Source organism: Myxococcales bacterium (assembly GCA_012517325.1).
Classification (GTDB): Bacteria; Lernaellota; Lernaellaia; order Lernaellales; family Lernaellaceae; genus JAAYVF01.
Genome location: JAAYVF010000044.1, coordinates 19,404 through 44,534 on the forward strand (window position 1 = coordinate 19,404; position 25,131 = coordinate 44,534).

19 protein-coding genes are annotated in these 25,131 nt (G+C 64.6%); 9 read left to right on the forward strand and 10 right to left on the reverse strand.

Annotated features, from left to right (window positions below; genetic code table 11):
- Nucleotides 1-2: 2 nt before the first annotated feature.
- A complete protein-coding gene (locus tag GX444_08070) occupies nucleotides 3-1,193 on the reverse strand; it encodes an MFS transporter (protein ID NLH48546.1) in 1,191 nt (396 codons plus the stop codon).
- A gap of 160 nt (nucleotides 1,194-1,353) precedes the next feature.
- On the opposite strand from GX444_08070, the gene GX444_08075 reads away from it, so the two are divergent.
- Nucleotides 1,354-2,319: a bifunctional methionine sulfoxide reductase B/A protein gene (locus GX444_08075; GenBank protein NLH48547.1), complete on the forward strand. Its 966-nt coding sequence runs from the start codon at nucleotides 1,354-1,356 to the stop codon at nucleotides 2,317-2,319.
- 6 nt (nucleotides 2,320-2,325) lie between these two features.
- Here GX444_08075 and GX444_08080 read toward each other — a convergent pair whose 3' ends face one another.
- The 3 genes from GX444_08080 to GX444_08090 form a co-directional block, all read right to left on the reverse strand.
- A complete protein-coding gene (locus GX444_08080) occupies nucleotides 2,326-4,113 on the reverse strand; it encodes a hypothetical protein (GenBank protein ID NLH48548.1) in 1,788 nt (595 codons plus the stop codon).
- A 122-nt stretch (nucleotides 4,114-4,235) separates the two neighbouring features.
- Nucleotides 4,236-4,517, reverse strand: a complete 282-nt coding sequence (locus GX444_08085; GenBank protein ID NLH48549.1) for a hypothetical protein — start codon at nucleotides 4,515-4,517, stop codon at nucleotides 4,236-4,238.
- A 133-nt stretch (nucleotides 4,518-4,650) separates the two neighbouring features.
- The gene (locus tag GX444_08090) at nucleotides 4,651-5,484 is read right to left on the reverse strand and encodes a hypothetical protein (GenBank protein NLH48550.1); all 834 of its coding nucleotides are present in this window, start codon (nucleotides 5,482-5,484) and stop codon (nucleotides 4,651-4,653) included.
- Between the two features lie 113 nt (nucleotides 5,485-5,597).
- Here GX444_08090 and GX444_08095 point away from each other — a divergent pair, with 113 nt between their 5' ends.
- The 3 genes from GX444_08095 (at nucleotide 5,598) to GX444_08105 (ending at nucleotide 9,679) form a co-directional block, all read left to right on the forward strand.
- Entirely contained in the window at nucleotides 5,598-6,311 is a 714-nt protein-coding gene (locus GX444_08095) for a BON domain-containing protein (protein ID NLH48551.1), read from the forward strand.
- Nucleotides 6,312-6,411: 100 nt separating this feature from the next.
- The gene (locus tag GX444_08100) at nucleotides 6,412-8,559 is read left to right on the forward strand and encodes a hypothetical protein (GenBank protein NLH48552.1); all 2,148 of its coding nucleotides are present in this window, start codon (nucleotides 6,412-6,414) and stop codon (nucleotides 8,557-8,559) included.
- Nucleotides 8,560-8,698: 139 nt separating this feature from the next.
- Nucleotides 8,699-9,679, forward strand: coding sequence for a hypothetical protein (locus GX444_08105; GenBank protein ID NLH48553.1), 981 nt, complete (start codon nucleotides 8,699-8,701; stop codon nucleotides 9,677-9,679).
- On the opposite strand, the gene GX444_08110 is transcribed toward GX444_08105, so the two are convergent.
- Genes GX444_08110 through GX444_08125 form a run of 4 tightly spaced genes read right to left on the reverse strand, consistent with a single transcriptional unit; the run spans nucleotide 9,676 to nucleotide 13,540 of the window.
- A complete protein-coding gene (locus GX444_08110; protein ID NLH48554.1) occupies nucleotides 9,676-10,140 on the reverse strand; it encodes a dehydratase in 465 nt (154 codons plus the stop codon). The genes GX444_08105 and GX444_08110 overlap by 4 nt on opposite strands.
- Before the next feature lie 51 nt (nucleotides 10,141-10,191).
- Entirely contained in the window at nucleotides 10,192-11,406 is a 1,215-nt protein-coding gene (locus GX444_08115; GenBank protein ID NLH48555.1) for a (Fe-S)-binding protein, read from the reverse strand.
- Nucleotides 11,403-12,767, reverse strand: coding sequence for an FAD-binding protein (locus GX444_08120; GenBank protein ID NLH48556.1), 1,365 nt, complete (start codon nucleotides 12,765-12,767; stop codon nucleotides 11,403-11,405). The genes GX444_08115 and GX444_08120 overlap by 4 nt, the downstream gene beginning before the upstream one ends.
- Entirely contained in the window at nucleotides 12,764-13,540 is a 777-nt protein-coding gene (locus GX444_08125) for an alpha/beta fold hydrolase (GenBank protein ID NLH48557.1), read from the reverse strand. The genes GX444_08120 and GX444_08125 overlap by 4 nt, the downstream gene beginning before the upstream one ends.
- 122 nt (nucleotides 13,541-13,662) lie before the next feature.
- On the opposite strand from GX444_08125, the gene GX444_08130 reads away from it, so the two are divergent.
- From GX444_08130 to GX444_08140, 3 genes are all read left to right on the forward strand, one after another.
- Complete coding sequence (locus GX444_08130) at nucleotides 13,663-14,754, forward strand: ATP-dependent 6-phosphofructokinase (GenBank protein NLH48558.1); 1,092 nt, start codon at nucleotides 13,663-13,665, stop codon at nucleotides 14,752-14,754.
- 128 nt (nucleotides 14,755-14,882) lie between these two features.
- Nucleotides 14,883-17,300, forward strand: a complete 2,418-nt coding sequence (locus GX444_08135; protein ID NLH48559.1) for a hypothetical protein — start codon at nucleotides 14,883-14,885, stop codon at nucleotides 17,298-17,300.
- A gap of 80 nt (nucleotides 17,301-17,380) precedes the next feature.
- Nucleotides 17,381-20,446, forward strand: a complete 3,066-nt coding sequence (locus GX444_08140) for a fused MFS/spermidine synthase (protein ID NLH48560.1) — start codon at nucleotides 17,381-17,383, stop codon at nucleotides 20,444-20,446.
- A gap of 48 nt (nucleotides 20,447-20,494) precedes the next feature.
- Here GX444_08140 and GX444_08145 read toward each other — a convergent pair whose 3' ends face one another.
- Nucleotides 20,495-21,601, reverse strand: a complete 1,107-nt coding sequence (locus GX444_08145) for a hypothetical protein (protein NLH48561.1) — start codon at nucleotides 21,599-21,601, stop codon at nucleotides 20,495-20,497.
- Between the two features lie 133 nt (nucleotides 21,602-21,734).
- Between GX444_08145 and GX444_08150 the strand changes: the two genes are divergently transcribed.
- Together GX444_08150 and GX444_08155 are read left to right on the forward strand one after the other, a co-directional pair.
- Complete coding sequence (locus tag GX444_08150; GenBank protein ID NLH48562.1) at nucleotides 21,735-22,139, forward strand: hypothetical protein; 405 nt, start codon at nucleotides 21,735-21,737, stop codon at nucleotides 22,137-22,139.
- On the forward strand, nucleotides 22,136-23,749 hold the full coding sequence (locus GX444_08155; GenBank protein NLH48563.1) for a hypothetical protein: 1,614 nt from the start codon (nucleotides 22,136-22,138) through the stop codon (nucleotides 23,747-23,749). Before GX444_08150 ends, GX444_08155 begins: the two co-directional genes overlap by 4 nt.
- A 9-nt stretch (nucleotides 23,750-23,758) precedes the next feature.
- Here GX444_08155 and pepT read toward each other — a convergent pair whose 3' ends face one another.
- Complete coding sequence (gene pepT / locus GX444_08160; GenBank protein NLH48564.1) at nucleotides 23,759-25,009, reverse strand: peptidase T; 1,251 nt, start codon at nucleotides 25,007-25,009, stop codon at nucleotides 23,759-23,761.
- Between the last annotated feature and the right edge of the window lie 122 nt (nucleotides 25,010-25,131).

Sequence of the window (25,131 nt, forward strand, 5' to 3'; positions counted from 1 at the left end):
GATTATTCGCCGGCTTTCGCCGCCGGCAGGCCCAGGCCCAGAATCAGTGCCGCCAGCCCGGCGAAACCCGCGCCCAGTCCTAGCGCGACCGGCGCCCCGTACGCCTTCCAGAGAAAACCCGCCGCGACCGACGCGGGCAGCGACGCGATGCCGATGCTCAGGTGATAGAACCCGAAGCCCCGGCCGCGCAACCGCGGGGGAATCAGGTCGGCGGTCAGGGCTTTTTCGGCGCCCTCGGTCAGCCCATAGAAAAGGCCGTAAAACACGAACAGCGGCCAGATCTGCCAGGCCTGGTTCGCCAGCGCGAACCCGAGGTAGGCCAGCGCGTAAACGGCCCAGCCCAGCAGGATCGTCGCCTTGCGCCCGATCCGATCCGACAGCGCGCCGCCCGGCGTTGAAAACAGGCTCTTGGCGAGGTGCAGCACGATCCAGAGCAGTGGCGCCAGCGCGACGGGCATCCCGAGTTCCTGCGCGTGCAGGACGAGAAACACATCGCTCGAGTTCCCCAGTGTGAAGATCATCATCGACAGCAGAAAAACGACGAAGGGCCGGTTTTTCTCCCGGTCGGGGGCGGGGCTAGCGGCGACCGGCGCGTTGGCCTTGGGCACGGCGGCTGGCTCGCGCACGGCGAAAACGACCAAGAGAATCGTCGCCAGGCTGGGAATCGCCGACCAGAGGAAAACCGTCCGCAGATCGAGGCGCCCCAGGTTCAACAAAGCCAACGCCGCCAGCGGGCCGAGCACCGCGCCGGCATGGTCCATCGCCCGGTGGAAGCCGAACGCCTTGCCGCGCATTTCCGGCGTCGTGGATTCGGCCAGCAAGGCGTCGCGCGGCGAAGTGCGAATGCCCTTGCCGACGCGGTCGAAGGCGCGCAGCGCCACGATGTGCCAACCGGCCGTCGCCAGGGCGATGAACGGCCGCAACAGCGAACTGAGCGTGTAGCCGGCCACCGCCAGCGGCTTGCGCCGGCGCACCTTGTCCGACCACCAGCCCGACAGGTACTTGAGCACCGAGGCCACCGTCTCCGCCAGGCCCTCCATGATGCCCAACACTTCCGGGCCCAAACCGAGCACGGAAGTGACGAACGCCGGCAGCAGCGGAAAAATCATTTCGCTGGCCGAATCGTTGAGCAGGCTGACCAGCCCCAGCGCTTTGACCTGGCGCGGCAGGCGTTGTTTTTCGGGCACGGGCATCGAAAGCCTCCCTTTCGGTGATGATCGCGAGACGCAAATCATAAGCCGGTCACGAAGGTTTGAAAATCGAAGCGGCATCGTTTCATTGCGCTTATCAGGAACGATTCTTATATTTATCCAACGACCGTATCAGGCGGTCGCAAAAGACGAGGTGATTGTCATGCCCCGGCGGGTATGGTTGTTATGGATCGTGCTGCTGCTGCCGCTCTTGGCCGGCGCCTGCGGCAAAATGAAGGAAAGCAAACCGATGGATCCGAACTGGAAAAAACTGACTTCGCGGGAAGAGCGGGTGATCGTCGGCAAATGCACCGAAGCGCCGTTCAGCGGCGAGTTCTGGGATCACCACGCGGACGGCACCTACACCTGCAAGCGCTGCGGCACGCCGCTGTTTTCATCCGGGGCGAAATTCGATTCGGGCACCGGCTGGCCGAGCTTCGATCAGGCCTTGCCGGGCGCGATCAAGGAAATCCCCGACCCGGACGGCATTCGCACCGAGATCGTCTGCGCCAATTGCGGGGCGCATTTGGGCCACATCTTCCGCGGCGAAGGCTTCACCCCCGCCGACGCCCGGTTCTGCGTCAACTCGGTTTCGATCGATTTCGCCGCGAAAAATGCCGAACCCGCGGCGACGGCCGACGGGACGGCGACCGCCTATTTCGCCGGCGGCTGCTTTTGGGGTGTCGAATACCATTTCGAAGCCGTGCCGGGCGTGATTCGCGCCGAATCGGGTTACCTGGGCGGCCACGTGAATGCGCCGACCTATCGCCAGGTCTGCGCGGGCGACACCGGCCACGCCGAAACGGTGCGTGTCACCTATGATCCCAAGCGCGTCAGTTACGAGACGCTGGCGCGGCTGTTTTTCGAGATCCACGATCCGACCCAGGTCGATCGCCAGGGGCCCGACCGGGGCAAGCAGTATCGTTCGGTGGTTTTCGTGAACAACGACGAGGAAAGGCGGATCGTCGAGAAACTGATCGGCTTGTTGACCGCCAAGGGCTATCGGGTGGCGACGAAAATCAAGCCCGCCGGAACGTTCTGGCCCGCCGAGGATTACCACCAGGACTATTACGAGAAAAAAGGCGGCGAGCCCTACTGCCACGTTCGGGAGAAACGGTTCGACGATTGACCGCCCTCAGCGCGTCCAGCGCCCCAGCCAATAGGCATAGAGGAAATCGACGGCCGGCAGCAGCCGGGTGCCGTCCGAACCGCCGTTGACCTCGTACGGATTCGAACGCCAGTAGTAATTGCTCGTCGGCCGCACCTTGATCGGCACCGGCTGCACCGACACCACCTTGTCGCCGCGCCCCAGGATCGGCATCAGGTCGAGTTCGGTTTCGCCGTCGACGCACAGGCAATGGCCGGCGGCGATTTCGTCCTCGTCGCAATTGACGACCCCGTATTCCCAGAACGGCGCGACTGGAAAGTCCGCCAGCGTTTCCAGGCCGTGGGCCATCGCCTCGGCGTCGGGTTCGGCGGACATGGTGGTGTAGACGCTGGCGTCGGCCAGGCTGGCCGCGTAGACGAAATCGAAGAGGCTCTGCTTGATTTCCTTGGCCTGCCGCTGATGCCACATCGGCTTGTCGTAAAGCCGCTCGGCGAGGGTCAGCTTGACCAGGTTGCGCGAACGCGGCCGGTCGAGGTAGCGATGGGCCAGCCAGGCGCCCTGAAACGCCATGTTGACGCTGCTGTAGTTGGAGATGACCCACAGGTCGACGCCGATCTGGTTCTGGCGGGCGATCAGGTCCAGTTGCCGCTGGTCGATCAGCGTGTCGTACAGGTAGGCATCGACTTCCTCGTCCTCGGCCACGTAGGCCAAAGCGCCCAGGATGCCGATGGCCATCAGCGAGTACATGCCGTTTTTGATCGGCAGCCACGGGATGTAGATGCGGTCGTAGTTGTTTTCGTTGAGGTAGCCGTGGTAGGTCGTCCGGCCGTCGGCGTCGGGGATTTCCAGGTCGAAGCCGCTTTCGCGCACCACCGACAGGGCGAGGGCCAGTTCGCGCGCGTAATCCTGCAGGTCGGCCTTCAGGTCGTCGTCGAACGACGGGTCGTCGCGGATCACTTCCCAGACGGCCGCGAAGGCCGCCGCCCAGCCGATGTACTGGTCGCGGCTGCACGAGTCGACCCAGACGTAGTTCGGATACAGGCCGCCCACCGAATTGTCGGCGCGGTTGGTGCCGTTGTTCTTTTCGGCGGGCAGGGGGTTGCCTTCCTCGTCGAACAGCGGCGTCGTTTCGATGCCCGGGCCGGGGCCGGGGATGTCGGTGCGCACGTAGCCGCGGGCGATCACGCCGGGGGTGCCGGTGATCAGGTAGGCGACCTTCAGCGCCTCGATCGCCTTTTGCAGAAAGTCGCGCGCGCGGTCGATGTCCGCTTGCGGATAACCCTCGTCGCGCAACACCCCGTAACGATAAGCGTCGGCGGCGATGCCGACCCCGGAATAGAGGCCCGCGGTGAACTGCCATTCGGTCACCACGTCGAACGGATCCAGGCCGGTGACGGCCGCGAAATCCCAACTGTCGGAATTGAGAATGAAGTCCTCGATCAGCGCCCGGTTCGCGGGCTCGTCGAGCGACACCGACACGTCGGCGCTGATGTCCATCCCGTAGGCGTTGAAGACGTGGAACTGCCGCTCGCGCTGCTCCGCCGCGGCTTCCAGATCCTCGTCGTAACCCGGGTCGTCCGGGCCGGGGATCAGCGACGGGTGCACGGTATCGTCGTCGTTGTCGTCGTCGGCCGAGTCGTCGTCGTCGTTGTCGTCGTCATCATCGGCGGCGCTGTCGTCGTCGCCGGTCGACTGGTCGTCGTCGACGCCGGAGGCATCATTGTCATTATCGTCGTCGTCGTCGCAGGCGATCATCGCCGCGAACAAAAAGAGAAGAGCCGCCAACGCCGCGAAGAAAACCGCCGTGGTTCGCATGTTCCGCTCCGTGTGGTTCATTTTCTGGACGAACAAAGCCGAGGCGCCGATCGGGCTATTATCCCGCCGGCGATCCTGGTTCGCAAGAAGTGGGGACGGACCGGCGCGGCCACCGGCCGGGATCAGTGCGTGATCGGCTCGATCTGGGTGACCCCGGTCAGCGCCTCCACCGAATGCATCGAGACGAAACCGCACCGCGCGCAAACCAGCACCCAGCACGGCAGGCTCGGGCCGCCCAGCACCACGCCGCTGGTGCTCTGCTGAATCGAGGGATTGAAGAATCCCGACAGGATTTTGAACGTGTCGTTGCCGCAACGCGGACAGGGTTTCATCGCCCCCACTTTTTTCAACGCCTCGATCGCGACATCGTTGTTGAGAATCATCGTTTTGGGTTCGTCGGCCATGGGAATCTCCTTTGTGATCGGTTCCACGATAACCGATTTTGCCGTGTTTGGTGTCGTTCGTTACTGAAATTGGACGAAATTGATGAAAAAATATAGAACCGAAAAGCGGCCGTGAAAACCGGCCGCGCGGCCGTTACTTCTTTTTGTCCGGGAAATCCCATTCCATCTGGGCGGCGGACCAGATTTTGAGCCCTTTGAAATCGGGGTTTCGCAGGTGGTAGCCCAGTTGCACGATCATCGTCAGGTTGTGGAAGGCCGGGTTCTGGATGACGATGCCGCTGGCGAGCAGTTCGGTTTTGTAGTCCGACTTGAAGTACTCGAAGTTTTCGTAATCGAGCAGCAGCCGCCAGTTGGGCTGGAACTCGATCAGCACGTAGGTTTTGTCGCGCAGAAAGAAGCCGTCCTTGACGACGGTGGCGACTTCCCACAGGAAGATCGGTTCGTCGCAGTAGAAGTAATCCAGGTCGTCGAAGTGCAGCATCGCGACGGGGCCGACGGCGGCCTTGAGCACCAGGTTGGCCTGCGCCTGGTGAAAGATTTTCATGTAGCCGTCGGGATCGCCGAGGTTTTGCGGATCGTAATTGGCGTAGACCGATTTGTATTTTTCGTAGGTGAAGCTGATGCCGGGGCCGTAGTGCACGTCCAGGTCCATGATCAACAGCGGCGAAACGCCGATCAGGATCGCCGGGCGGGCGTAGGCCGGGCTGACGACATCGTGCGTGCCCACGCGCCAGTGCGAGTCGGAAGTGAGCAGGGTCTTGCCTTCGCCCCAGGGCATTTTGCGATAGAACTTGAAGAGGTCGCCGAAGACCGGACCGTTCAAGCCCACCGCCATGCCGTTGTACAGATGCCAGCTCGCGGGCCGCGGACCGGTCGGCAGATCCTCCGGGTTGGGCAACGTCTGCGCGAGGGCGACAACCGGAAGCAGCAGGAAAAGCGAGAGACACAGGCAGGCACGACGGATCACGGAAGACCTCGCTGGAAATGTTGTCTTTAGTTAACAGAAAGCGGCCCGGTTGGAAAGAGCCCCCGGGCGAAAAAACGCTTGCCTAACTTTCGCGCCGGTGGCACTTTTCGTCCATGAACCGCTTGGCCGTCGTTTTCGTTTTGTGCGGATTGGCGCTCGCCGGCCTCGCCGCGCCGCTTTGGGCCGACGATGACCCCGGATCAAGTCCGGGGCAGGCTCAAGATGACGATGACACCACCGACGAGCACGATCCGGCCGTCAACCCGACGCCGACACCGACCCCGGCGCCGACTCCCGAAGCGACCGAACCCGCGCCGGGCACGCTGAAAAAAGCCAAGAAAATAGTGCCCGACCCGGTATTGCGGGAAAAAATCCACGCGGGTTTGGCGGCGACCCGGCGGGCCGATCTGCAGGGGATCGCCTTCGAGGTCAAAGGCGGCGTGGTGACAATGAGCGGCCGGGTGAAGACCCTGCAGGACCGCTCGCTGGCCGAGGCGGTCGCCCGCACCTTGCCGGGAGTCGCCGAGGTGAAAAGCAAAATCACCCTGGCGCCGGGGTTCCGCCCGCCGGTCGCCGAAAAGGATCCGCGGCTGCTGACACAGATCGCCATCGACGAAGCGATCCGCAAGGAATTGTTGCGCCGCCTGGCGAAAATCTCCGGCCTGCGAATGAGCCAACTGCAGGTGGAGGTGTATGGCCAGGTGGCGGTCATCGGCGGCACCGTCCCGACGCCGCTGCACATCGAACGGGTCCGGCACACGGTGAAGTTCACCCGGGACATTCGGTCGATGGTGATCCAATTGCAGGCCGAACAAGAGGACGAATAGCGCCGATTCGGCCTTTTTCCGTTATTTTATCCCGCCGCCTGCTTGACCAAAGCGCCGTGACGCCGCACTATTCTCGGACAAACATTGGTGGAGGATAATCGTGGGGTCGCCAAAAACGAGCTGGCTGGTTCTTTCCTTGTTGCTGGTTTTCGTTCCGTGGTTTTCGTCCGTCGCGGCGGCCGAGCCGGCGGATGATCTGGCCCGGATTCTGCAAGCCGAGGATTCCCTGAAATACCAGGCTTTCCTGGGCGATATTTTGGCCGACGCCAAACAGGAGATGCGCGTCCGCGAATGGGCCGCGCAGGCCATCGGCCACATCGGCGATCCCGAAGGCTCGCCGGCGCTGCTCCGGGCGCTGGATGACGGCAAGGTGAATCAGGCTGTTCTTTGCCGGGCGTTGGGCGAGTTGTGGGCCAATACCCCCGCGCTGCTTTACAAAATCGAAATTCTGCCGCACATCCCCCGCAAACTGCTGGACGTCGCGACCAAGAGCCCCGATCCGGCGGCGCGGGCCGCGGCGTTCGAGGCGATCGCCCTGGCGTTTCCGGGTCACGGCTATCGCGAGGCGGCGGCCGTGCAGTCGGAAGTGGCCGCCGGCAAGCTGACCGGCGACCCCGCGCCACTCTTGCAGGCGCTGATGCGCGTCGCCGGCGCGCCCGCCATCGAACTGCCGCTCGAACCGCCGCTGCTCGTGCAGGAACGCAACGAACAACGGCAGCGAGTGCTGGCGTTCGGGCTGACCCATCCGAACGCGGATGTCGCGTATTTCGCGGCTTACTTCGCCGCCCGGCCGGCGACCCGCGAGTTGAATCTGACCGAACCGCTCAAACAGGTGCTGACGCGAAACGAACCGTTGCTGCGCGCCCAGGTGCTGCTCGGCCTCGCCCGCCGGCAGGTCAAGGACGAGGCGGTGGCCGCGACGGCCCGCCGGCTGTTGGCCGAAGGCACGACGCAGGAAAAAATCGCCGCCGTCGAGGCGGTGAATCTGCTGTTGCCCCCCGAGGAAGTTTTTAGCCTGCTGCAGCAGGCGTTGCGGGCGGCCGGGACCGGCCGGTCGACCGGCGTCCATCAGGCGGTGCTCGAAACCATGGCCGGGCTGAAGGCGAAGGGCGTCGCCGAATTCCTGTGGGACGTTTCGCGGCAGAAGGTGCCGTATCACCGCCTCGCGCGGATCGCGGCGGCGCGGGCCGGCGCGAAAGAGCAGATCAACGGCCTGTCCGCCGATCAGTACGCCGGCGCGGACGAGGACGCGATTCACTACATCGAAGTGCTCGAGGCGGCGGGGCTGATGGACAAGCTGAACTGGCTGGCCTCCGGTCTGAGCCTGCCCGAGCGGTTCGTGCGCAGCCTGCCGGTGCGGCAACGGCTGGTCATGGCGCTGGTGTACGACGCCGACGGCAAAGCGCGCCCCGAGGCGTATCGCGCCCACCCGGAGTGGTTAAAAGACCCCGATCCGGTGATTCGCGGCGCGGCCGCGGCTTCGCTCATCGCCGGCAAGGATGAAAAATCCTTCAAGACGCTGGTCGCCGCCTGGAAGCGGGCCAAACACGACTCGTTGCCCGATGCGACCCTGGAAATCCTGAAATCGCTCGATTTGCTGACCGACGACGACAAGTTGGCGGTCGGCGCGAGCGTGGCGGTCAGCCAGATGGCGCGCGAATCGCTGGCCGACAAGCGTCTCGAGGTGCGGCGCAAGGGCGTCGAACTGCTGCACAAGCTGACGCGCGAGATCAACAAAAAGGAGCTGTACGGCGTCGCGACGGGCCGCTCGCTCGAGGATTACCGCGCCCTGGCGAAACGCTGCCTGCAAAACGAACCGCCACTCCAGATGGTCCTGCGCACCAACAAGGGCGACATTCGCTTCACGCTACGGCGCGACCGCGCCCCGCTGACGGTCGACCACTTCCTGCGCCTGGCGACCACTGGTTTTTACAACGACCTCGTGTTCCATCGCGTGGTGCCGGGTTTCGTGATCCAGACCGGCGACCCGCAAGGCCTCGGTTTTGGCGGCCCCGGCTACTCGGTGCGCGATGAGGAAGGCGCGGTTCCGTTCGCGGCCGGAACCCTGGGCCTGGCCAGCGCCGGCCACGACACGGGGGGCAGCCAGTTCTTTTTCACCGCCTTGCCGACGCCGCACCTCGACGGCCGTTATACGGCTTTCGGCCAGGCGGATGAAAAATCGCTGGCGGTCATCGAGGACATCGTGATCGGCGACCGGATGCTGTCGATCGAGCTGGAAGGCCATTAGGCCGGCCGGCGACGGTTGACTTCTTTTACGCCCCGCCTTTTTTCGCTTCATGAATACTTGAGGTGTATGACCGACAGTCCGATGAACCAATCAGACGGATGGAAAATACGATCGATCAGAAAAGAATCAGGGGGATATCATGGGGCTGTTTGGCGGCTCGAAAGTAAAAAAACTCGCTGAAAACAAAAAGTTGGACGATTTGATCCCGTTTCTGTACGACAAATCCGCCGAAACCGTCCAGGAAGCGCGCGAGGCGTTTCTGAAACTCGCGCAGTCGTTCTCGTTCGCCTTGATTTCGCCCAAAGCCATGCAGGAAATCGAAAAATTCGCCAAAAGTCCCGACTCCCGCAGCAGCGTGAAGGCTTGGCAAATTCTTTTGAAAAACAACGACTTGAAATGGATGCCGGACATGGTTCGGTTTTTGGAATCCGGCAACGACCCGGTGATGACGGAAATCGCCATGCGCTATTTCGACGACGTTCGCGCCAAAGATCCCGACCGTGTGCGCAACAGCCTGTCGGGTAGTGAAAAAATCCACGAAATGATCGAAAAAGACCTTTCCGGCGAGATCACGCTGGAAAATTTCAACGTGCAGCGAGCCTACCGTTTCGTTGAACTGTTCAACTATTGGGACCGCGGCGAGATCGCCGATAAAACCTTATACGTTTTGCAAAGCCAGCAGCCGCGACCGCAGGACAGGGCGCTTCATACCATGCTGATGGACGCGATGGTGCGGATGCGTCCGGAGGCGATGGCCAAGATGCTGATCGCCGACTGGGAAAAGAATTTCGCCACCGCCGGGGTCAGCGAACAAATGGTGGAACGGTTCAAGGATATCGGCAAGAAAGCGCTGCCGCTGCTGAAACAGTATGTGGTGGATTGGCGCAACAACATCGAAAGCTCGCAACGCAAGGCGACGACCCGCGACGAGAAATACGAGGTCTCGCGCTGGGCCATCTTCCTCATCGGCGAACTGGCCTATATGAACGATCAGGATATCATGGATTGGCTGTTCGAAGTGTCGATCGACACGAAGCTGGCCGAAACCGGCGCGCACCGGAAAAACGCCAAGGAAGCGCTGGAAAAAATCCGCGTCCGCGAGGTTGTCCAATCGGCCTAGGGCCGGCTGTCTTCCTTCGGGCGCCGTTTCATCAACATCTTGCGAATGCCTTCCTGCGCCACCTCCCCGTGCTGATTGACCAACCGGCAGCGGAAATTGACGATGCCGCGATCGTCCTTCTTCGACTCGCGCTTCGATTCGACCTCGATCTCCAGGTGCAGGGTGTCGCCGATGAACACGGGCCGCAGAAAATCCCACTCCAGGCCCAGGAAGGCGTGCATCGTTTCCTCGGTGATGCCCAGGCTTTGATTGAAGCCGACCATCAGGGCGATGCCCAGCACGCCGTGCGCGATCCGCCGGCCGAAAATGGTCGTCTTGGCGTACTGCTCGTTGGTGTGCAGCGGATTGTAGTCGCCGGAAAGCCCCGCGAAGTTCACCACGTCCGTTTCGGTGATCGTCCGGCCTTTGCTGACGAACTTCATTCCGGGTTCTAATTCCTCAAAGTAAAGTCCCCGCTGCATGTGCCACCCCTGGATGTTTTTTTCGAGTATGGGCTGTCGTGCCGCACCGTGTCAACGGTCGAGCAGCTCCACCGGGTGCCTGACCGGCAAGGCGGGATCGAAGCGTGCGGCGAGGTCGCGCAACTGCCAGAGGCAGCCGGTGCAGTTGGTGACGAGGACCGCGGCGCCGGCGGCGCGCAGGGCGGCGACCTTCGGCAGGCCGATTCGCCGCGAGAGCTCGGGATGCAGAACGCCGAAAGAGCCGCCCATTCCGCAGCATTGCGCGTCCAGGCGTTCGTCGATTTTCACCAGCTCGGCGCCGGACTTTTTCAGGAAGGACACGAACGCCGCGCCGTCGCGCACCTCGCGCCGGGCGTGGCACGGCACGTGCGCCCCGACCTTCAACCCGGCCAGATCGAAACACAAATCCTGCCGCGACAGCCAGGCGAAAAAATCCTCGACCTTCGCGGCCAGCCGCGCGGCGTCGGCGGCGAACTCGGTGCCGGCGAGAATTTGCGGCAACCGGGTCTGCAGATGGGCCGTACAGGAGGCGCACGGGCTGAGGATGGCGTCGTACTCTTCGCCGGCGAAACTCCGCACCCAGGCGATCGCCGTGCGGCGGGCGGCGTCCGTCGCCCCGATGCCCCAGGCCGCCAGGCCGCAACACGCCTGCTCGGGAATGGCGGCCGTCAGATTCAATTCGGCCAGCACGCGATCGACGGCCTCGCCGACGCCGGTCAGCAACCGGCCGGCGCCGCACCCCGCGAAGAAGGCGAGTTTTTGCACGCCGCTCGCCCGCCGGCCGGTGTGTTGTTCGAGGTAGCCGCGCGCCGGCGGTTTCGGATACAGCCGCCCGGCGTCGAGGTAGGGCAGGGCGAACCGCAGACGCAGGCCGCTGTCGTCGGGGGTGGCGCGACCGAGCCAGCGGCTGAGGCTCCGGTAGCGGCGCACCGCGGCGTCCAGGCGACCGTCGTCGGCCAGCGTTTTTTCCGTCAGCAGGGACGGCCAGCCGGCGGCGAAGCCGCTATCGGTTTTCGCGATTTGCATCAGCGCGGGCACGTCCACCTGAGCCTTGCAGGCTTCGAGGCAGCGACCGCACAGCAGGCAGCGCGAAAAGGCCTCGCGGTCGGCGGCGGAAAAGCGACCGGCGTCGCGCGCCAGCCGGTAGCGCAGCAGCCGCCCGCGCGCCACGTCGGTTTCCCGCCGGGTTTCGCGAAAGACCGGGCAGACGGCGCGGCATTCGCCGCAGCGCGAGCAGCGGTCAAGTTCGGGGCGGTCGGCGCTCATGGAAAGACCTTGCCGGGATTCAGGATGTCGAGCGGGTCGAAGGTCCGCTTCAGGCGGCGCTGCAGGTCGATCAGCGCGGCGCTCTGTTCCCACGGCAGAAAGGCCCGCTTGGTCGAGCCGACGCCGTGTTCGCCGCTGAGCGTGCCGCCCAAGGCCAGCGTCAGGCGGAAGATTTCCTCCCGCGCCAGGCGGGCGCGCTCGGCCTCGTCGCCGTTTTGCGGATCGTACAGCAGGTTGACGTGCACGTTGCCGTCGCCGGCGTGGCCGTAGCAGGCGTGCAGGAGTCGGTGCTTGCGGGCGATCCGCGTGACTCCCGCGAACAGTTCGATCAGCCGGCTGACCGGCACGGTGATGTCGTCGGCGATTTTATTCGGGCGGATTTCGTACAGCGCCGGGCTGATGGCGCGGCGCGCGCTCCACAACTGGTCGGCTTCCTTTTTATCGGCGGCTCGGCGGACCTCGGTCGCGCCGCTCTCGCGCAGCAGGCGGCCGATCGTCTCGGCGTCCCGGGCCGCGCGGTCGGCGTCGCCGTCGGTGTCGATCAGCAGGGTGGCGTGACCGGGCGGGATCAGGTCGCCGATCCGGCCGCGCACCGCGTCGAGCGCCACCGCATCCATCAGTTCCATCGCCGCTGGCGTCGCGCCGCCGTGCAGGATCGCGTGGATCGCCCGTCCGGCCGTGGCGAGTTCCGGAAAAATTCCCAGCACGGTATGCCGGGCCGCCGGCTTGGGGATGAGCCGCAGGGTCAGGGCGGTGATGACGCCCAGCGTGCCCTCGCTGCCGATGAACAAGTGCTTCAGATCGTAACCGACCACGCCCTTGCGCGTCCGCACGCCGGCCCGGATCGTCCGGCCGTCGGCGAGGACGACCTCCAGCGCGGCGATCCAGTCGGCGGTGACGCCGTATTTCACCGCGCGCATGCCGCCGGCGTTGGTGGCGGCGTTGCCGCCCAGGGTGCTGATGTCGCGGCTGGCGGGGTCGGGCGGGAAAAACAATCCCTGGTCTTCCATCGCGCGCTGAAAATCGCCGGTGATCATTCCGGCCTCGGCGTCGGCTAACAGGTTGGCGCGATCCACCCCGAGCAGCCGATTCAGGCGGGAGAGATCGAGCACCACCGCCGGCGCTTCCGGCACCACGCCGCCGACCGTGCCCGTGCCGGCGCCGCGCGGAATGAGGGCGATCCGCCGCGCCGCGCAGACGCGCACGATCTCGGCCACCTGACGGGTTTCGGCGGGCAGGACGACGACGAGCGGCGGCACGCCGACCGCCTTGTGATCGGAAGCGTAGGCGATCAGATCGCCGGCCTCGGTCAGCACGCCGGCCGGGCCGACAATGCGGGTCAGTTCGCCCGTCAGGCTCACGGTTCGGCTACCAGATGCGCCGCCAGCAAGCTGGCCACGTCCTCGGCTTTTTCGACCGGCAGCATGTGTCCGGCGTGGGGCAGGATTTCGAGGCGGGCGCCGGGAATGCCCGCGGCCAGCTCGCGGGCCCGTTTGAGCGGCGTCAGTTGATCCAGTTCGCCGACCAGGATCAGGGTCGCGGCGGTGATGCCGCCCAGCCGGTCGTCGGCCCGCCATTCGCGGCAGGCGACGAAATCGCCGCGCACGACGGCGCCGTCCATTTGCGCGAAAGGCTCCATGGTCTGGTTGAGCAGCAGCGGCGGCGTGTCGGGGCCGAAGCCGAAGCTTTTGTAGGCTTCGACGACCGCCGGCAGATTGTCGGGCAGCAGGTCGAACAGGACCGGCGCGACGGGCATGCGGGCGCCGGTGGCGAGCAGCGCCAGGCGCGTCACGCGCGCGGGTTCGGCGATCGCCAGCCGTTGCGCGACGGCGCCGCCCATGCTGTGGCCGACCAGGTCGATCGCCGGCCAGCCGCGCCGCTCCAGAAAGATCGACACCGCTTGGGCGTAGTCGTCGATCCGTTCGGCGGCGGGCGGCGGCGAGTCGCCGTGGCCGGGCAAGTCCACCGTCACCAGCGGCCGGGCGGGCAGGCGGGCCGCCAGGCGGCGCGCCACCAGGGCCCAGATTTCCTTGCGTCCGCCGGCGCCGTGAATGAAAACGATCGGCCGTCCGGTCGCGTTTTCGTTGCGAATCCGGGCCGCCAGAATTCCGTCGTTCGGTGGTTGCGACAACATGCCAGGACGGTAGCCTTGCCCGCCGGCCGGTGCAAGAGCCTCCCCTTGATAATGGCGCGCAACTGAGTACTAATCATAAAAAACCCGATCTCGAACGGAGCGCCTTTCCGGAGGAGAATTTCATGTCGTTGAAACGAATCGGTGTCCTGACCGGCGGCGGCGATTGCGCCGGCCTCAACGCGGTCATCCGCGCCATCACCCGCTGCGCCGTGTCGCGCTACGGCATCAACGTCATCGGCATCCGCGACGGCTTCGAGGGCCTGCTGGGCGAGCCGCGGACCGTCAGCCTGACCACCAACATGGTCAAGGGTCTGCTCTTTCGCGGCGGCACCATCCTGGGCAGCAGCAACAAGGGCGATCCCTTCGCCTACAAATCCGTCGACCACGGCAAGGTGATGTCCACCGATCGCAGCGACGAGGTGCTCAGCAACATCCACGACCTGGAACTCGATTGCCTGTTCGTGATCGGCGGCGACGGCACCAACGCCATCGCCTACAAGATTTTCCAGCGCGGCGTGCCGGTCATCGGAATTCCGAAGACGATCGACAACGACCTGGGCGCGACGGACATCACCTTCGGCTTCGATACCGCCGTCAACGTGGTGGTCGACGCGATCGACCGGCTGCAAACCACGGCCGAGAGCCATCATCGCGTGATGATCATCGAAACGATGGGCCGCAACGCCGGCTGGATCGCGCTCGAAGCCGGACTGGCCGGCGGCGCCGACGTGATTCTCATCCCCGAGATTCCATTCGAGGTCGAGAAGATCTACGACACGATCCTGCACCGGCGCAAAGCCGGCCGCAATTTCACCATCATCTGCGTGGCCGAGGGCGCCAAGCCCAAGGGCGGCGACGTCGTGGTGAAAAAAATGGTGGCCGACAGCGCCGAACCGGTGCGCCTGGGCGGCATCGGCGAACGGCTGGCCGGCTGGCTCGAAAAGTACGACGTCGGCGAATGCCGCGCCACGGTACTCGGCCACATCCAGCGCGGCGGCACGCCGACCGCCTTCGACCGCAACCTGTGCACCCGCTTGGGCGCCGGCGCCGTCCACGCGGCGGTGCGCGGCGATTTCGGCAAGATGGTCGTGCTGCGCAACAGCCGCATCGAAGCCGTGCCGATTCAAGAGGCGATCGCGCAAATCCGCCTGGTGGATCCCGAGAGCGATTGGGTGCGGACGGCGATCGATACCGGAGTTTCTTTCGGCAACTGACCGGCCGCCGGTCCGCCGGTTTTTTCCCCGCTTCCTCCGCCGTCGAACGACGGCCGTTTCCGACCGTCTCGCTTGACCGGGCCGCTAGCGGACATTAGCATCGCCGGAAATAACACTGGAGAAGTACCGTGGCCGCGCCAACGAAAGCGCTTCCTACCCGATCCGTGGTGGCCATTGCCTTGCTGATTGTCGCCGGCATGGTCGCTTCGTCTATTTTGTATGCCGACGCCGCCAAGGCGTTTTTTCAGAAGTACTGGGTCGACGACGCCGCCATCAGTTTCACTTTCGTGCGCCATATCGCCGAGGGCTACGGCTCGGTCGCCTATCCGGGCGGCGAACGGGTGGAGGGCTTTTCGAATCCCTCGTGGGTCGGGCTGTTGGTCCTGGCCTACCGCGTGGGCGTCGAGCCGTTCGCGGCCTCGCAGTACCTGGGCATGGCGTTCGCCATCGGCACCCTGCTGATCCTGGCGCTCTTCGCCTATCTGCCGCTGGGCGACGACCGGCGGCCCTGGACGGTGGCGCTGGCGATGCCGCTCATCGCGTCGAACGCCGGCTTCGCGATCTGGAACCAGTCGGGCTTGGAAAACGGCGTCTACGGCTTTCTGCTCGCGGCCGCCCTCTTGCTGGCGGTGCGGGAAGCGCGGCGCGAGCGGGCGATTCCCTGGTCGGCGCTGGCGTTGTTTTCCCTGGCGGTGACGCGACCCGAGGGCGTCGGCCACGCCGCGTTGGCCGGTTGCTACCTGCTTTTGAGCGACCTGTTCACCTGGCGCCGCCCGACGCGCCGCTTGCTTTATTGGGCGCTCGCCTTCGGCGGGTTGTTCGGGCTTTACCAGCTTTGGCATTACATTTATTTCGCCTGGCCGCTGCCCAACACCTATTACGCCAAGGTCCGACCGGCCTTGATGGAGCGCCTGTTCGATTTGGATAGCCCCGGCTGGGTCTACCTGCTGGGCTATTTGAAAGAATACAACTTCTGGCCGGTGCTGGCCCTGTTGTTGCCGGCGTTTCTTTCGCGGCGATTCTGGCGCGAGAGTTTGTACCTGGCGTTGACCGCCACCTACGTGGCCTTTTTCCCGCTGGTCGCCAACGGCGACTGGATGAAATCGTGGCGCTTCCTCTCCTACTTCCCGGTTCCGGTGGCGATCCTGCTCGGCCTGGCCGGCTGGCAGGTCGGCAACTGGTGCGCCGCGGCGGCGCGCCGCTTCGGCGGCGAAAAGGTGGCGGCGGCGCTGGCGATCGCGGTCGCCGCGGCGTATGCGTTATTGCCGCTCGGGATGACTTATCCCGGTTCGAAAAAGGCGCTGGCCGGTTTCATGGAAGATCGCGAGGTCTCGGCCAAAGGGATCGCCAAGCGCGTCAAATGGTGGGACAAGGTCGCCGAAAAAGCGGCCCTGCGCCCCGCCGACCTGCTTTACTGCGACATGGACATGGGCGGTTCATCGTACAACTGGACGGGCCGGATCCTGGATATCGGCTACCTGCTGGACGTGCCGATGGCCCGGCATCGCTACACCAAGGATTGGCGCCGCATGATGGACGAATATTTCTTCACCGAGCGCCAGCCGGACCTGATTCACATGCGGCGCGGGTGGGGCCAGGCGACGACGGTGCCGAGCAATCCGAAATTCGAGAGGGATTACCTGCGCCTGCCCGAGGATCGCAAATTCAGTTCGATTCCCAACGGCAATTTCGTGCGCCGCGTCTGGTTCGAACGGGAAACGCCGCCGGCCGCCGATTTCCCACCGTTCGTCTTCCGCGCGGGCGTGGGCTTGTACGGCGCGGAAATCCCCGCCGCTCTGCCGCCCGGCCGCCGGGCGCCGATTTTCCTGACGTGGAAACGGGAAACGGCGGATGCGGCGCCGGGCCGGTTTTCCATCGCCATCACCCGCCCGGGTCAGGCGCTGAATTTCGTCGATTACTCGCCGTTGATGGGTTGGCTGCCGCCGACGAAATGGCCGACCGACCGCTACCTGCGCGAGGTTGTCCCGCTGACGGCGCCGACGGTGGACGGCGAGTATTTCGTTTATCTCGCCGTCACCTCGGATGAAGGCGACCGGCAGATTTTCCAGATTCCGCAAAGCGTCACGATCGGCGAAGCAGCGGGCCGGCAGGCCGCCGATGATTTGCTGGCCAAGGCCCGCGCGGCGGCGGAGCGCGACGCGGCGGGCGCGGACGAGGCGCCGCAATATTTGCGCCGCGCGGAGCAGATTCTCGGCGCCAAGGCCGTACATCGAGAAGTGGCGAAAATCGATCGGCAACGGCTGGAAACCTACCGGCAAGCCGCCGCGGCCGCCGAACAAAACGGCGCTGATGTCGAGGCCGCCGGCCTGCTGGCGCGCGGCTGGCGGATCGATGCCCGCGACAAGGAACTGAACAAAATGGGGTGGCGGCTCGCCGACCGCCTCTATCAAGCGGGCCGTGGCTTCCAGTCGCGCCGCGAGTGGAACGAGGCCTACCGTCAATTCAGCGCCGCCTGTCAGGCGCAACCACAACACGCCTGGGCGCGCCGCCGCGCCGAGGAAGTGCGGATGTTGCGGACGCCGTAAAGCCATTTTGCCTTGACAAACATTTTCCCGATGGCCTATCAACGGATTGGGAGGATGTTCTGCCAACGCCAATCCAACCATTGGGCGCCCGCCTGCGGGCCCTGTTATATTTCTGTTTTTTCCTGACCGGCGCCTGCGGTCTGGTCTACGAGGTCGTCTGGTCGCGTTACCTGGCGATCCTGCTGGGCAACACGGCCCACGCGCACACCATCGTTCTGGCGACCTTCATGGGCGGCCTGGCGATCGGCGGGTTCGCCTTCGGCCGGCTGGCCGACCGCCTGCGGAAGCCCATCCGCGTTTACGGCTGGCTGGAAGCGGCGATCGGCCTGTACGCCTTCTTTTTCGACGCGATCTTCCGGTTGTATTTCGACTGGTTCGTGCCGCTCGGCCGCCTGACGTACGGGCGGGAAATGCTCTCGACCCTGTGGCAATTCGGCCTGGCGATCCTCTGCATTTTGCCTGCCGCGATCTGGATGGGCGGCACGTTGCCCATCCTGACGCGGGCGATCACCGCGCGAGAATCCGAACTGCGCGGCAACGTGGGCGCCTTGTACGCCATCAACTCCGCCGGCGCGGTTCTGGGTACGCTGCTGGCGGGATTCTACCTGGTGTTTCACCTCGGACTGCCGGCATCCATGATGCTGGTGGGCGCGCTCAACACGTTGCTGGGCCTGGCCATGGCGTTGGTCGGCCGGTCGGTGCCCCGCGAGGTAAACGCGGTGGAACCGCCGGCGGTCGAAACCGGGGCGCCGGACGAGGCGGTCTATTCCCGCGCCGAGCGGACCGCGGCGCTGGCGCTCGCCGGTTTTTCCGGTTTTGCCACCATGGCGCTGGAAATCGCCTGGATCCGCTATTTTTACCTGGTGCTGGGCAGTTCGACCTATGCCTTCACGCTGATGCTGGCGGCGTTCATCACCGGCATCGCCGCCGGTTCGGCCTGGCTCCGTTCGGCGCGCGCCGGCCGGATTCCGCTGGTGCCGCTGTTGGCCGGGGCGCTGCTGGCGACCGCCGCGTTTCTGGCGCTCAGTCTGCAATTTTACGATCGCGTGCCGTTTTTCCTTTGGCGCCTGCGCCTGTTGTTCCGACCGATTGAAGGCAACTTTCCCTATTATCAGGGGGCGATCTACGCCGCCTGCTTCCTCTGCATGTTCCTTCCGACGATCGCGGCCGGCGTCGTTTTTCCGGCCACGATCCGCCTGGCGGCCCAACGCCGGGTGCTGGGCGGCCGGGTCGGCGCGGTCTATGCGATCAATACGCTGGGCACCCTGGCCGGCGCGGCGACGACCGGCCTGCTGCTCTTTCAGACCCTGGGGCTGTTCAATATTTTCCGGGTGCTGTTTTTAAGCTACGCGATCGCCGCCGTTTTGTTGACGGCCGGATTGCGCCGCCGCGCCCGAGGTTTCGCGCTGGCCGCCGTTTTGCTGATCGCGCTGCATCTGGCCGTCTACCGGCCGATCGATCCGCGGGTCGTGGGGCTGGGACTGTACCGCCGCAATTTGCCGCCGACGACCACCTTCGGGCAACTGCGCGCCGAAGCCTTGCACGGCAAGCTGCTCTACCTCGGCGAGGGCCCGCACGCCTACGTGACCGTGGTGGAGAACGACGAGTCGCCGGTGATCGACGCGCCGATGCGCAGCCTGGTGATCAACGGCAAGCCCGACGCCGGCACCGGCTCGGATATGTATACCCAGACGCTGCTCGGCCATCTGCCGCTGCTGTTCCTGGACGAGCCGCGCGACGTGTTCGTCGTCGGTCTCGGTTCGGGGGTGACGGTCGGCGCGGCGCTGACGCACGGGGTCCGGGTGGACGTGGCCGAGATCAGCCGGGAGGTCATCGCGGCGGAAAAGTGGTTCGCGCCTTACAACCACGAGGCGCTGAAGAATCCGCGGGTTTCGCTCTATGCCGAGGATGCCGCCACGGCGCTGCGGTTCCTCGGCCGGCAATACGATGCGGTCATCTCCGAGCCGAGCAATCCCTGGCAAAGCGGCAACGCCAGCCTCTTTTCCCTGGAATTCTACCAATTGGTCAAACAATCGCTGCGGCCGGACGGTCTCTTGGTGCAATGGATGCATACCTATAACGCCAACGATGCCGCCGTCGAAATGGTCGTCGATACCCTGCTGCGCTCGTTTCGCCGGGTTTCCATTTTTGAAAGCCTGCCCGGCGATTACCTGTTCCTGGCCTCCGACGCCCCCCTGCCGTTTTCGCCGGAGCGGTTCCGCGAAAAATTCAACCGGCCGGAGGTGCGCGCCGACCTGGCACGGATTCACGCCGACAACCCGGCGGTGATTTTGTCGATGCAGTGCAAGCAGCCGCTGCAAGCCCGGCTGGAATTCGACGGCCAGACCGTTCACTCCGAGTACCTGCCGCGGTTGGAACATCTGGCCGCGCTGCCGCTGTTCACCCAGCAGAAAAGCAGCTTGCTCAACCGGCTCGACGACCGGCAATTCGACAGTCCGGGCCTGCTGTGGGCGGCTTATACGCGCCGTTATCCCATCGAGTCGGACGACATCGAAAAACTCTTCCTGTTCTATCGCGGGCAAGGCCCGCAGGGGCTCAAGGGCGACCGGGGCCAGGCCCTGGCGCGGTTGATCCGCCCGCGCTTCAAAGAAGCCGGCGGCATGTTGGCGACCTTTTACCTCGATCTGCTGCGCCGCGAACCGCTGACGTTTCAAGTGTTGGAAAATCCGCTGACCGAACGGGAACGAACCGATCCGGGCTACCTTCAGGTGCGGTTCCAATACGATCTCCAATACTTCGACAGCACCTACTGGTCGTGGGCGCCGCCCGACGCCGGAGAGTTGATCCGTCTGGCCGATTCGTTCGCCGAGGTCACCGGCGGTAAAATGGAGATGCACCGCTCACTGGTGGAGACCTTCTGCCGGCTCGGGCCTTATGCGGCCTGCCAAAGCGAAACCGATCGCCTGCTGCGAAACACCGCGCCGGAGAGGGATTTTCTCGAAACCGTGTATCGCAATCGGATTCAAGCCGCCTTGCGGTACGGCGACTGGCCGGGCGCGGAAGAGTACCGGCGGCGGTGGGCGGCTATTGCCGACGACTCTCGTTCGGGGTCGCTCGAGCGGATTCGCGCGGAAATCCGTTATCGCCTCAACCTCGAGGCCTACCTGGCACGCTCCGGCCAATAAAAAAAGCCACGCCCGGCGGCGTGGCTTTTTCGGTTAACCGGACCGATCTTATTCGTAATAGTAAATTTCGAGCCCGCGGGCGATCAGTTCCGCCAGGAACGGATCGGGGTTTTCGAGCAGGCGGTCGGCGCTGTAAACGCCGCCGGGCTGTTTGTCGAACTTCTTGTTGACGATCCACCAGGCCGCCTGGACGGCGGGGAAGGCGGTCAACTGCGCGATGTGGCCGATGTAGGTGTAGTAACGGTAAACCGCCTTGTCCTTGTGGACGCCGTACACGTCGACGCGCCCGACCGATTTGTCCAGTCCGCCGGAGGCGAAAACGCCCTCGACCTTGTGGAAGAAGTTGGCGGCCTTCTTGCGCCGCTCGTGGGTCTTGAACATGCCGGTCTTGGACAAGGTTTTGATCAGCGGCGGAATGTAAGGCGGTTGCACGCCGCCGTGCAGCGTCGCTTCCTCGAGGCCGGGCAGGTTGCGCGGCAGGCTGACGCTTTCGGCGTGGCCGGTGTAGTAGACCGGTAGCCAGCCCATCGGGTAGGGGAACTCGACCATCTTGCGGCCTTCGCCGGTTTTCACGGCGATTTCCTTGCCCCGGAAGGTTTGCAGCGTCGTACCGTTGAAGATGTGGAACAAGTGCATCAAATTGGTGGCGCCCACGTCCTCGTTGCTGCCGGCCGCCCAGTTGACGTTGATCCGCCGGCACTTTTCCATGCTGTTGTAACCCTTGCGGGCCAGCATCTGGGTGATGCCCGGGCTGTTGCCGAAACCGGTGAGAATCTTCACGCCGGCTTTTTTCGCCTCGTCGTCCAGCTTGATGACCGCGAGGTAGGCGTCGTAGTCGTCGGAGATCGAGACGTACGACCGTTTCGCGGCGATGCAGGCCTCGGCGCAGTAGTTTTCCATGATGTAGAACGGACCGGCGAAGCCCAGCACCACATCGTGGGCTTTGATTTTTTCGACCAGCCATTCGCGGTCCATGATGTCATGTCCCTCGACGGCGGTTTTGTAACCCAGTTCGAGGGTTTTTATCCGGTCCTCGGCCTTGGGCACGTTGAGGTCGACGATCGTGACCAGTTCGACGTTTTTGGCATCGCGATTGAGTTCGCGCAGCGCTTCCACGGCCATGTCGCCGGCGCCGCCCAGCAGCAAGACTTTCATGGCATTCCTCCAGCAGGTTGAAATTGAGTTCGCAGGGCCGGATTAGTTTAGGTTGGTTGTTTTGCTTTGAAAAGGGGCGGTCGGCGAAGGTTACAATTGTGTTACAATCGTATTTTCGCCCTTGGAGGTATGCATGAAAAAGCGCCTGACCGTCGTTCTGTTGACGTTGATCGGCACCCTCTTCATTCAGCCCGGATCGCCGGTCGGGGCCGAAAAAGCCCTGACCCGGATTTACATCGCCAATCTGGCCGACCCGCCGCAGACCATCGCCGCTTATTGCACGGCCGGCGAGCCGACGGTCGTCCGGCCCGGCGCGACCGCCTCCTGCCGGACCGCGCTGCCGGCGCTGTTCCGGCTGGGTTTCGCGGGCTCGTCGCAGACCGTGCTCGACGTGACCCAGGAAGGCAACTTCGCCGTGCAGATCCGCACCTGCTCCGGCACGGTCACCGTGCAGGGCGCGCGGGAATCCCTGCCGCAACTGCTGCCCAACCAGACGGACTATTTCGTTTACGTCTGGAAGATGGGAGAAAGCCGATGAGCCCGCGCGGTTGGCTGCTGATCTGCGCCATTTTTTTGCTGCTTTCACTCGCGGCCTGCGACGACGACGACCCTTCGACCGACCCCGGGCAGGCTGATGATGATAATGATGACACCTCGCCCCTCGATGATGACGACGACGATAACGACGACAACGATAACGACGACGATAATGATGACAATGACGACGACGACACACCCGCGCCGTTGCTCTATTTCGTCCAGCCCGATCTGCCGCTCAACGCCTATCACCTCGCGGCCTCGCACAATACCTTCATCTGGAAAGGCCTGCAGGGCGTACTGACGGTCGTCGCCAGCATGGGCGTGCTCGACGCGCTGCAAAAACAGCAGGTATTCATCGAACTGGACGTAAACGAAACCACGGCGGACGGTGACTTCCTGATCAGCCACAGCGAGACGACCAATCGCGTCCGCCTGTCGAGCGTTTTTCGCAACGTGCGCTGGTGGTCGGACATCCATCCCGGCCATCCGCCGATCAACCTGGGTTTCGAGTGGAACGTCGGCACCGGCGAGGCGGAAACCGCCGCGTTGCGCGCCTTGATCGAGGAATTTTTCGTCGAGCCGTCGCCGCTGACCGCCGCGGGGCCGCTGCTGGACCTAGCGGCCTGGACCGACGAGCGCGTCACGGCGCTCGACGAGGCGACGCAGGGCGCGATCCGCGCGCTGTCGCCGGCCGATCTGGCGCGGGTGCTGGGTTATCCGACCGTGCGCGAGCTGCAGGGCAAGGTGGTGTTCGAGGTCGGCGATTCGCTGGCCGCGACGCAGCCCTACTTTTTCCTGATGGCCGGCGACGGCCAGATCAGCAACAACTCGCAGGACAGCCTCGATGACTTGGAATTGATCGCCGGCGTCCGCGCCGCCCAGCGCCTGACCCGCGTGTACACGACGACCGTCGTGTTCGGCGGCAACTACGACATCTTCCGCGCCATGACCAACGGCGTGTCCAACGCCGCCCTCAATCACCAGCGCACCACCGGCGACGACCCGGAGGTTTACGCGTTCGCCGACGAGTATTTCCCCGGTTTCGCGCCCGACGCCACGCTCGCTGCGGTCGATCCCGTTCCGGCGCGGCTCGGTCCGCCGGTTTTCGTCAGCGCGGTCGCGGCGGCGGAGGGCACCGATCTCTGGCTTTACGTTCCGTACGACCCGGCGCTCGGCCTGCCGGACGCGCCTGTGGCCGTGGCGAACGTCGCGGTGCGGGGTCTGGGCGGCGGCACGGTGTCGGGCGTCGCGCCGGACGCCGCGACGACGGTGCTGGTCGATCGCGAGGACGAGTCGCGGTTCCTCGTCGTCGCCGTGGACCCGGCGACGGTGCAGTCGACGATTTTCCTACATCTGGACGGCGATCCGTTCGGCTACGAAATCCTCGTTTCCGGCCCGACGGTGAACGCGCCGGCGGTGAACAAATCCGCCGCGGGCGGCAAAGGCGGCACGCTCTGGGCCTCGCCCAAATTCGAGTTGGTGGATTTGACGCCGACGGGCCGCTGCGCGTCGCTGGGCCCGGGCGGCGAACGCCGCTACGGCGCGTGGGACGGCCTGGCGTGCGACGCGGGAGAAAATCCGTCGTTTTTGATCGAGGCGGCGTACTGAGTCCGGCCGCTATTCCACCCAGCGCTGCACGAGGTTGAGCACGGTGCAGACGGCCAGGCCCATGACGCGGGTGGAAATCCACTCGCGCGGGCCGTGGAAGTTCATGCCGCCGGTGAAGAGGTTGGGCGTCGGCAGGCCCATGGCGGTCAACCCGGAGCCGTCGGTGCCGCCGCGGATCGGCAGGATCTTCGGTTCCAGCCCGGCGTCGCGCACCGCCTGCATGAGGTGGTCGCGCACTTGCGGGTGCTTCTTCAGAATGTCGGCCATGTTGCGGTACTGCTTCTTGATTTCCACCTTCACCTTCAAGCGCGGTTCGAGTTTGACGAAGCGCTCGGCCAGCGCCTTCACGCGCTTGCCGCGCCGCGCCAGCCGGCGGTTGTCGAAGTCGCGCAGAATCATCTCGACGCGCGCCTCGGCGGCGTTGCCCTCGATCTTGGTCGGGTGGAAGAAGCCCTCGCGGTCGGCGGTTTCCTCGGGGCTTTCCTTTTTGGGCAGCTTGTCGACGAACTTGCCGAGCAGGCGGATCGCGTTGACCATCTTGCCCTTGGCCATGCCCGGGTGGACCGCGACGCCGGTGAAGGTGACCTCGGCCTTGTCGGCGCTGAAGGTTTCAAAATTCACCTCGCCGGCCACGTCGCCGTCGAGGGTGTAGGCGCAGTCGGCCCGGTAACCCTTGACGTTGAAGAATTCGGCGCCGCGCCCGACTTCCTCGTCGGGCGTGAAGGCGATGCGGATCGTCGGCCGGCGGATCGCGGGATCGGCGGCCAGGATTTCCAGCGCGGCGAGAATTTCGGCGATGCCGGCCTTGTCGTCGGCGCCCAGCAGGGTGTCGCCGGAGGCGGTGATGATCGTGTCGCCGTGGCAGCGGTCGAGTTCCGGCGAATCGGCCGGGGTGATGACGACCTCGTTTTCGAGGACGAGCGGCCCGCCGGCGTAGTTTTCGTGCAGCCGCGGCCGGACGTTCGTGCCCGAATAATCCGGCGCCGTGTCCACGTGGGCGATCAGGCCGACGACCGGCGCGCCGGGCGCGTTGCCCGGCAGCGTGGCGTACAGGTAGCCCTTCTCATCCAGGACGATTTCCGTGCAGCCCAGGGCTGTCAGACGGTCGCGCAGCACGGTCTGCAGCGCGAGTTGCTTGGCCGTCGAGGGGTTCGTGTTGCTGGTGTCGTCGGACTGGGTGTCGATTTTCACGAATTCGAGGAACGAGGCGACGAGTCTGGTCTGCCGCAGTACGGCTTGCGGGTCGTTGAAAACCTTCACGGTCGGTCTCCTTTTTTGGTGCCGCAGGAATGATTCCGGTCTCGACCATCCGCCGGACTTTGTCAAGACCATGCCTTGCCCGATCCGGGTCAACCTCTATAATCGAAAAGCAAGAAACCGGA

Excerpts from the sequence above, each read along its gene's own strand:
- GX444_08070 (NLH48546.1), bottom strand. The coding sequence starts at position 1,193 with ATGCCCGTGCCCGAAAAACAACGCCTGCCGCGCCAGGTCAAAGCGCTG.
- GX444_08075 (NLH48547.1), top strand. The coding sequence starts at position 1,354 with ATGCCCCGGCGGGTATGGTTGTTATGGATCGTGCTGCTGCTGCCGCTC.
- GX444_08080 (NLH48548.1), bottom strand. The coding sequence starts at position 4,113 with ATGCGAACCACGGCGGTTTTCTTCGCGGCGTTGGCGGCTCTTCTCTTT.
- GX444_08085 (NLH48549.1), bottom strand. The coding sequence starts at position 4,517 with ATGGCCGACGAACCCAAAACGATGATTCTCAACAACGATGTCGCGATC.
- GX444_08095 (NLH48551.1), top strand. The coding sequence starts at position 5,598 with ATGAACCGCTTGGCCGTCGTTTTCGTTTTGTGCGGATTGGCGCTCGCC.
- GX444_08105 (NLH48553.1), top strand. The coding sequence starts at position 8,699 with ATGGGGCTGTTTGGCGGCTCGAAAGTAAAAAAACTCGCTGAAAACAAA.
- GX444_08110 (NLH48554.1), bottom strand. The coding sequence starts at position 10,140 with ATGCAGCGGGGACTTTACTTTGAGGAATTAGAACCCGGAATGAAGTTC.
- GX444_08115 (NLH48555.1), bottom strand. The coding sequence starts at position 11,406 with ATGAGCGCCGACCGCCCCGAACTTGACCGCTGCTCGCGCTGCGGCGAA.
- GX444_08125 (NLH48557.1), bottom strand. The coding sequence starts at position 13,540 with ATGTTGTCGCAACCACCGAACGACGGAATTCTGGCGGCCCGGATTCGC.
- GX444_08130 (NLH48558.1), top strand. The coding sequence starts at position 13,663 with ATGTCGTTGAAACGAATCGGTGTCCTGACCGGCGGCGGCGATTGCGCC.
- GX444_08145 (NLH48561.1), bottom strand. The coding sequence starts at position 21,601 with ATGAAAGTCTTGCTGCTGGGCGGCGCCGGCGACATGGCCGTGGAAGCG.
- GX444_08150 (NLH48562.1), top strand. The coding sequence starts at position 21,735 with ATGAAAAAGCGCCTGACCGTCGTTCTGTTGACGTTGATCGGCACCCTC.
- GX444_08155 (NLH48563.1), top strand. The coding sequence starts at position 22,136 with ATGAGCCCGCGCGGTTGGCTGCTGATCTGCGCCATTTTTTTGCTGCTT.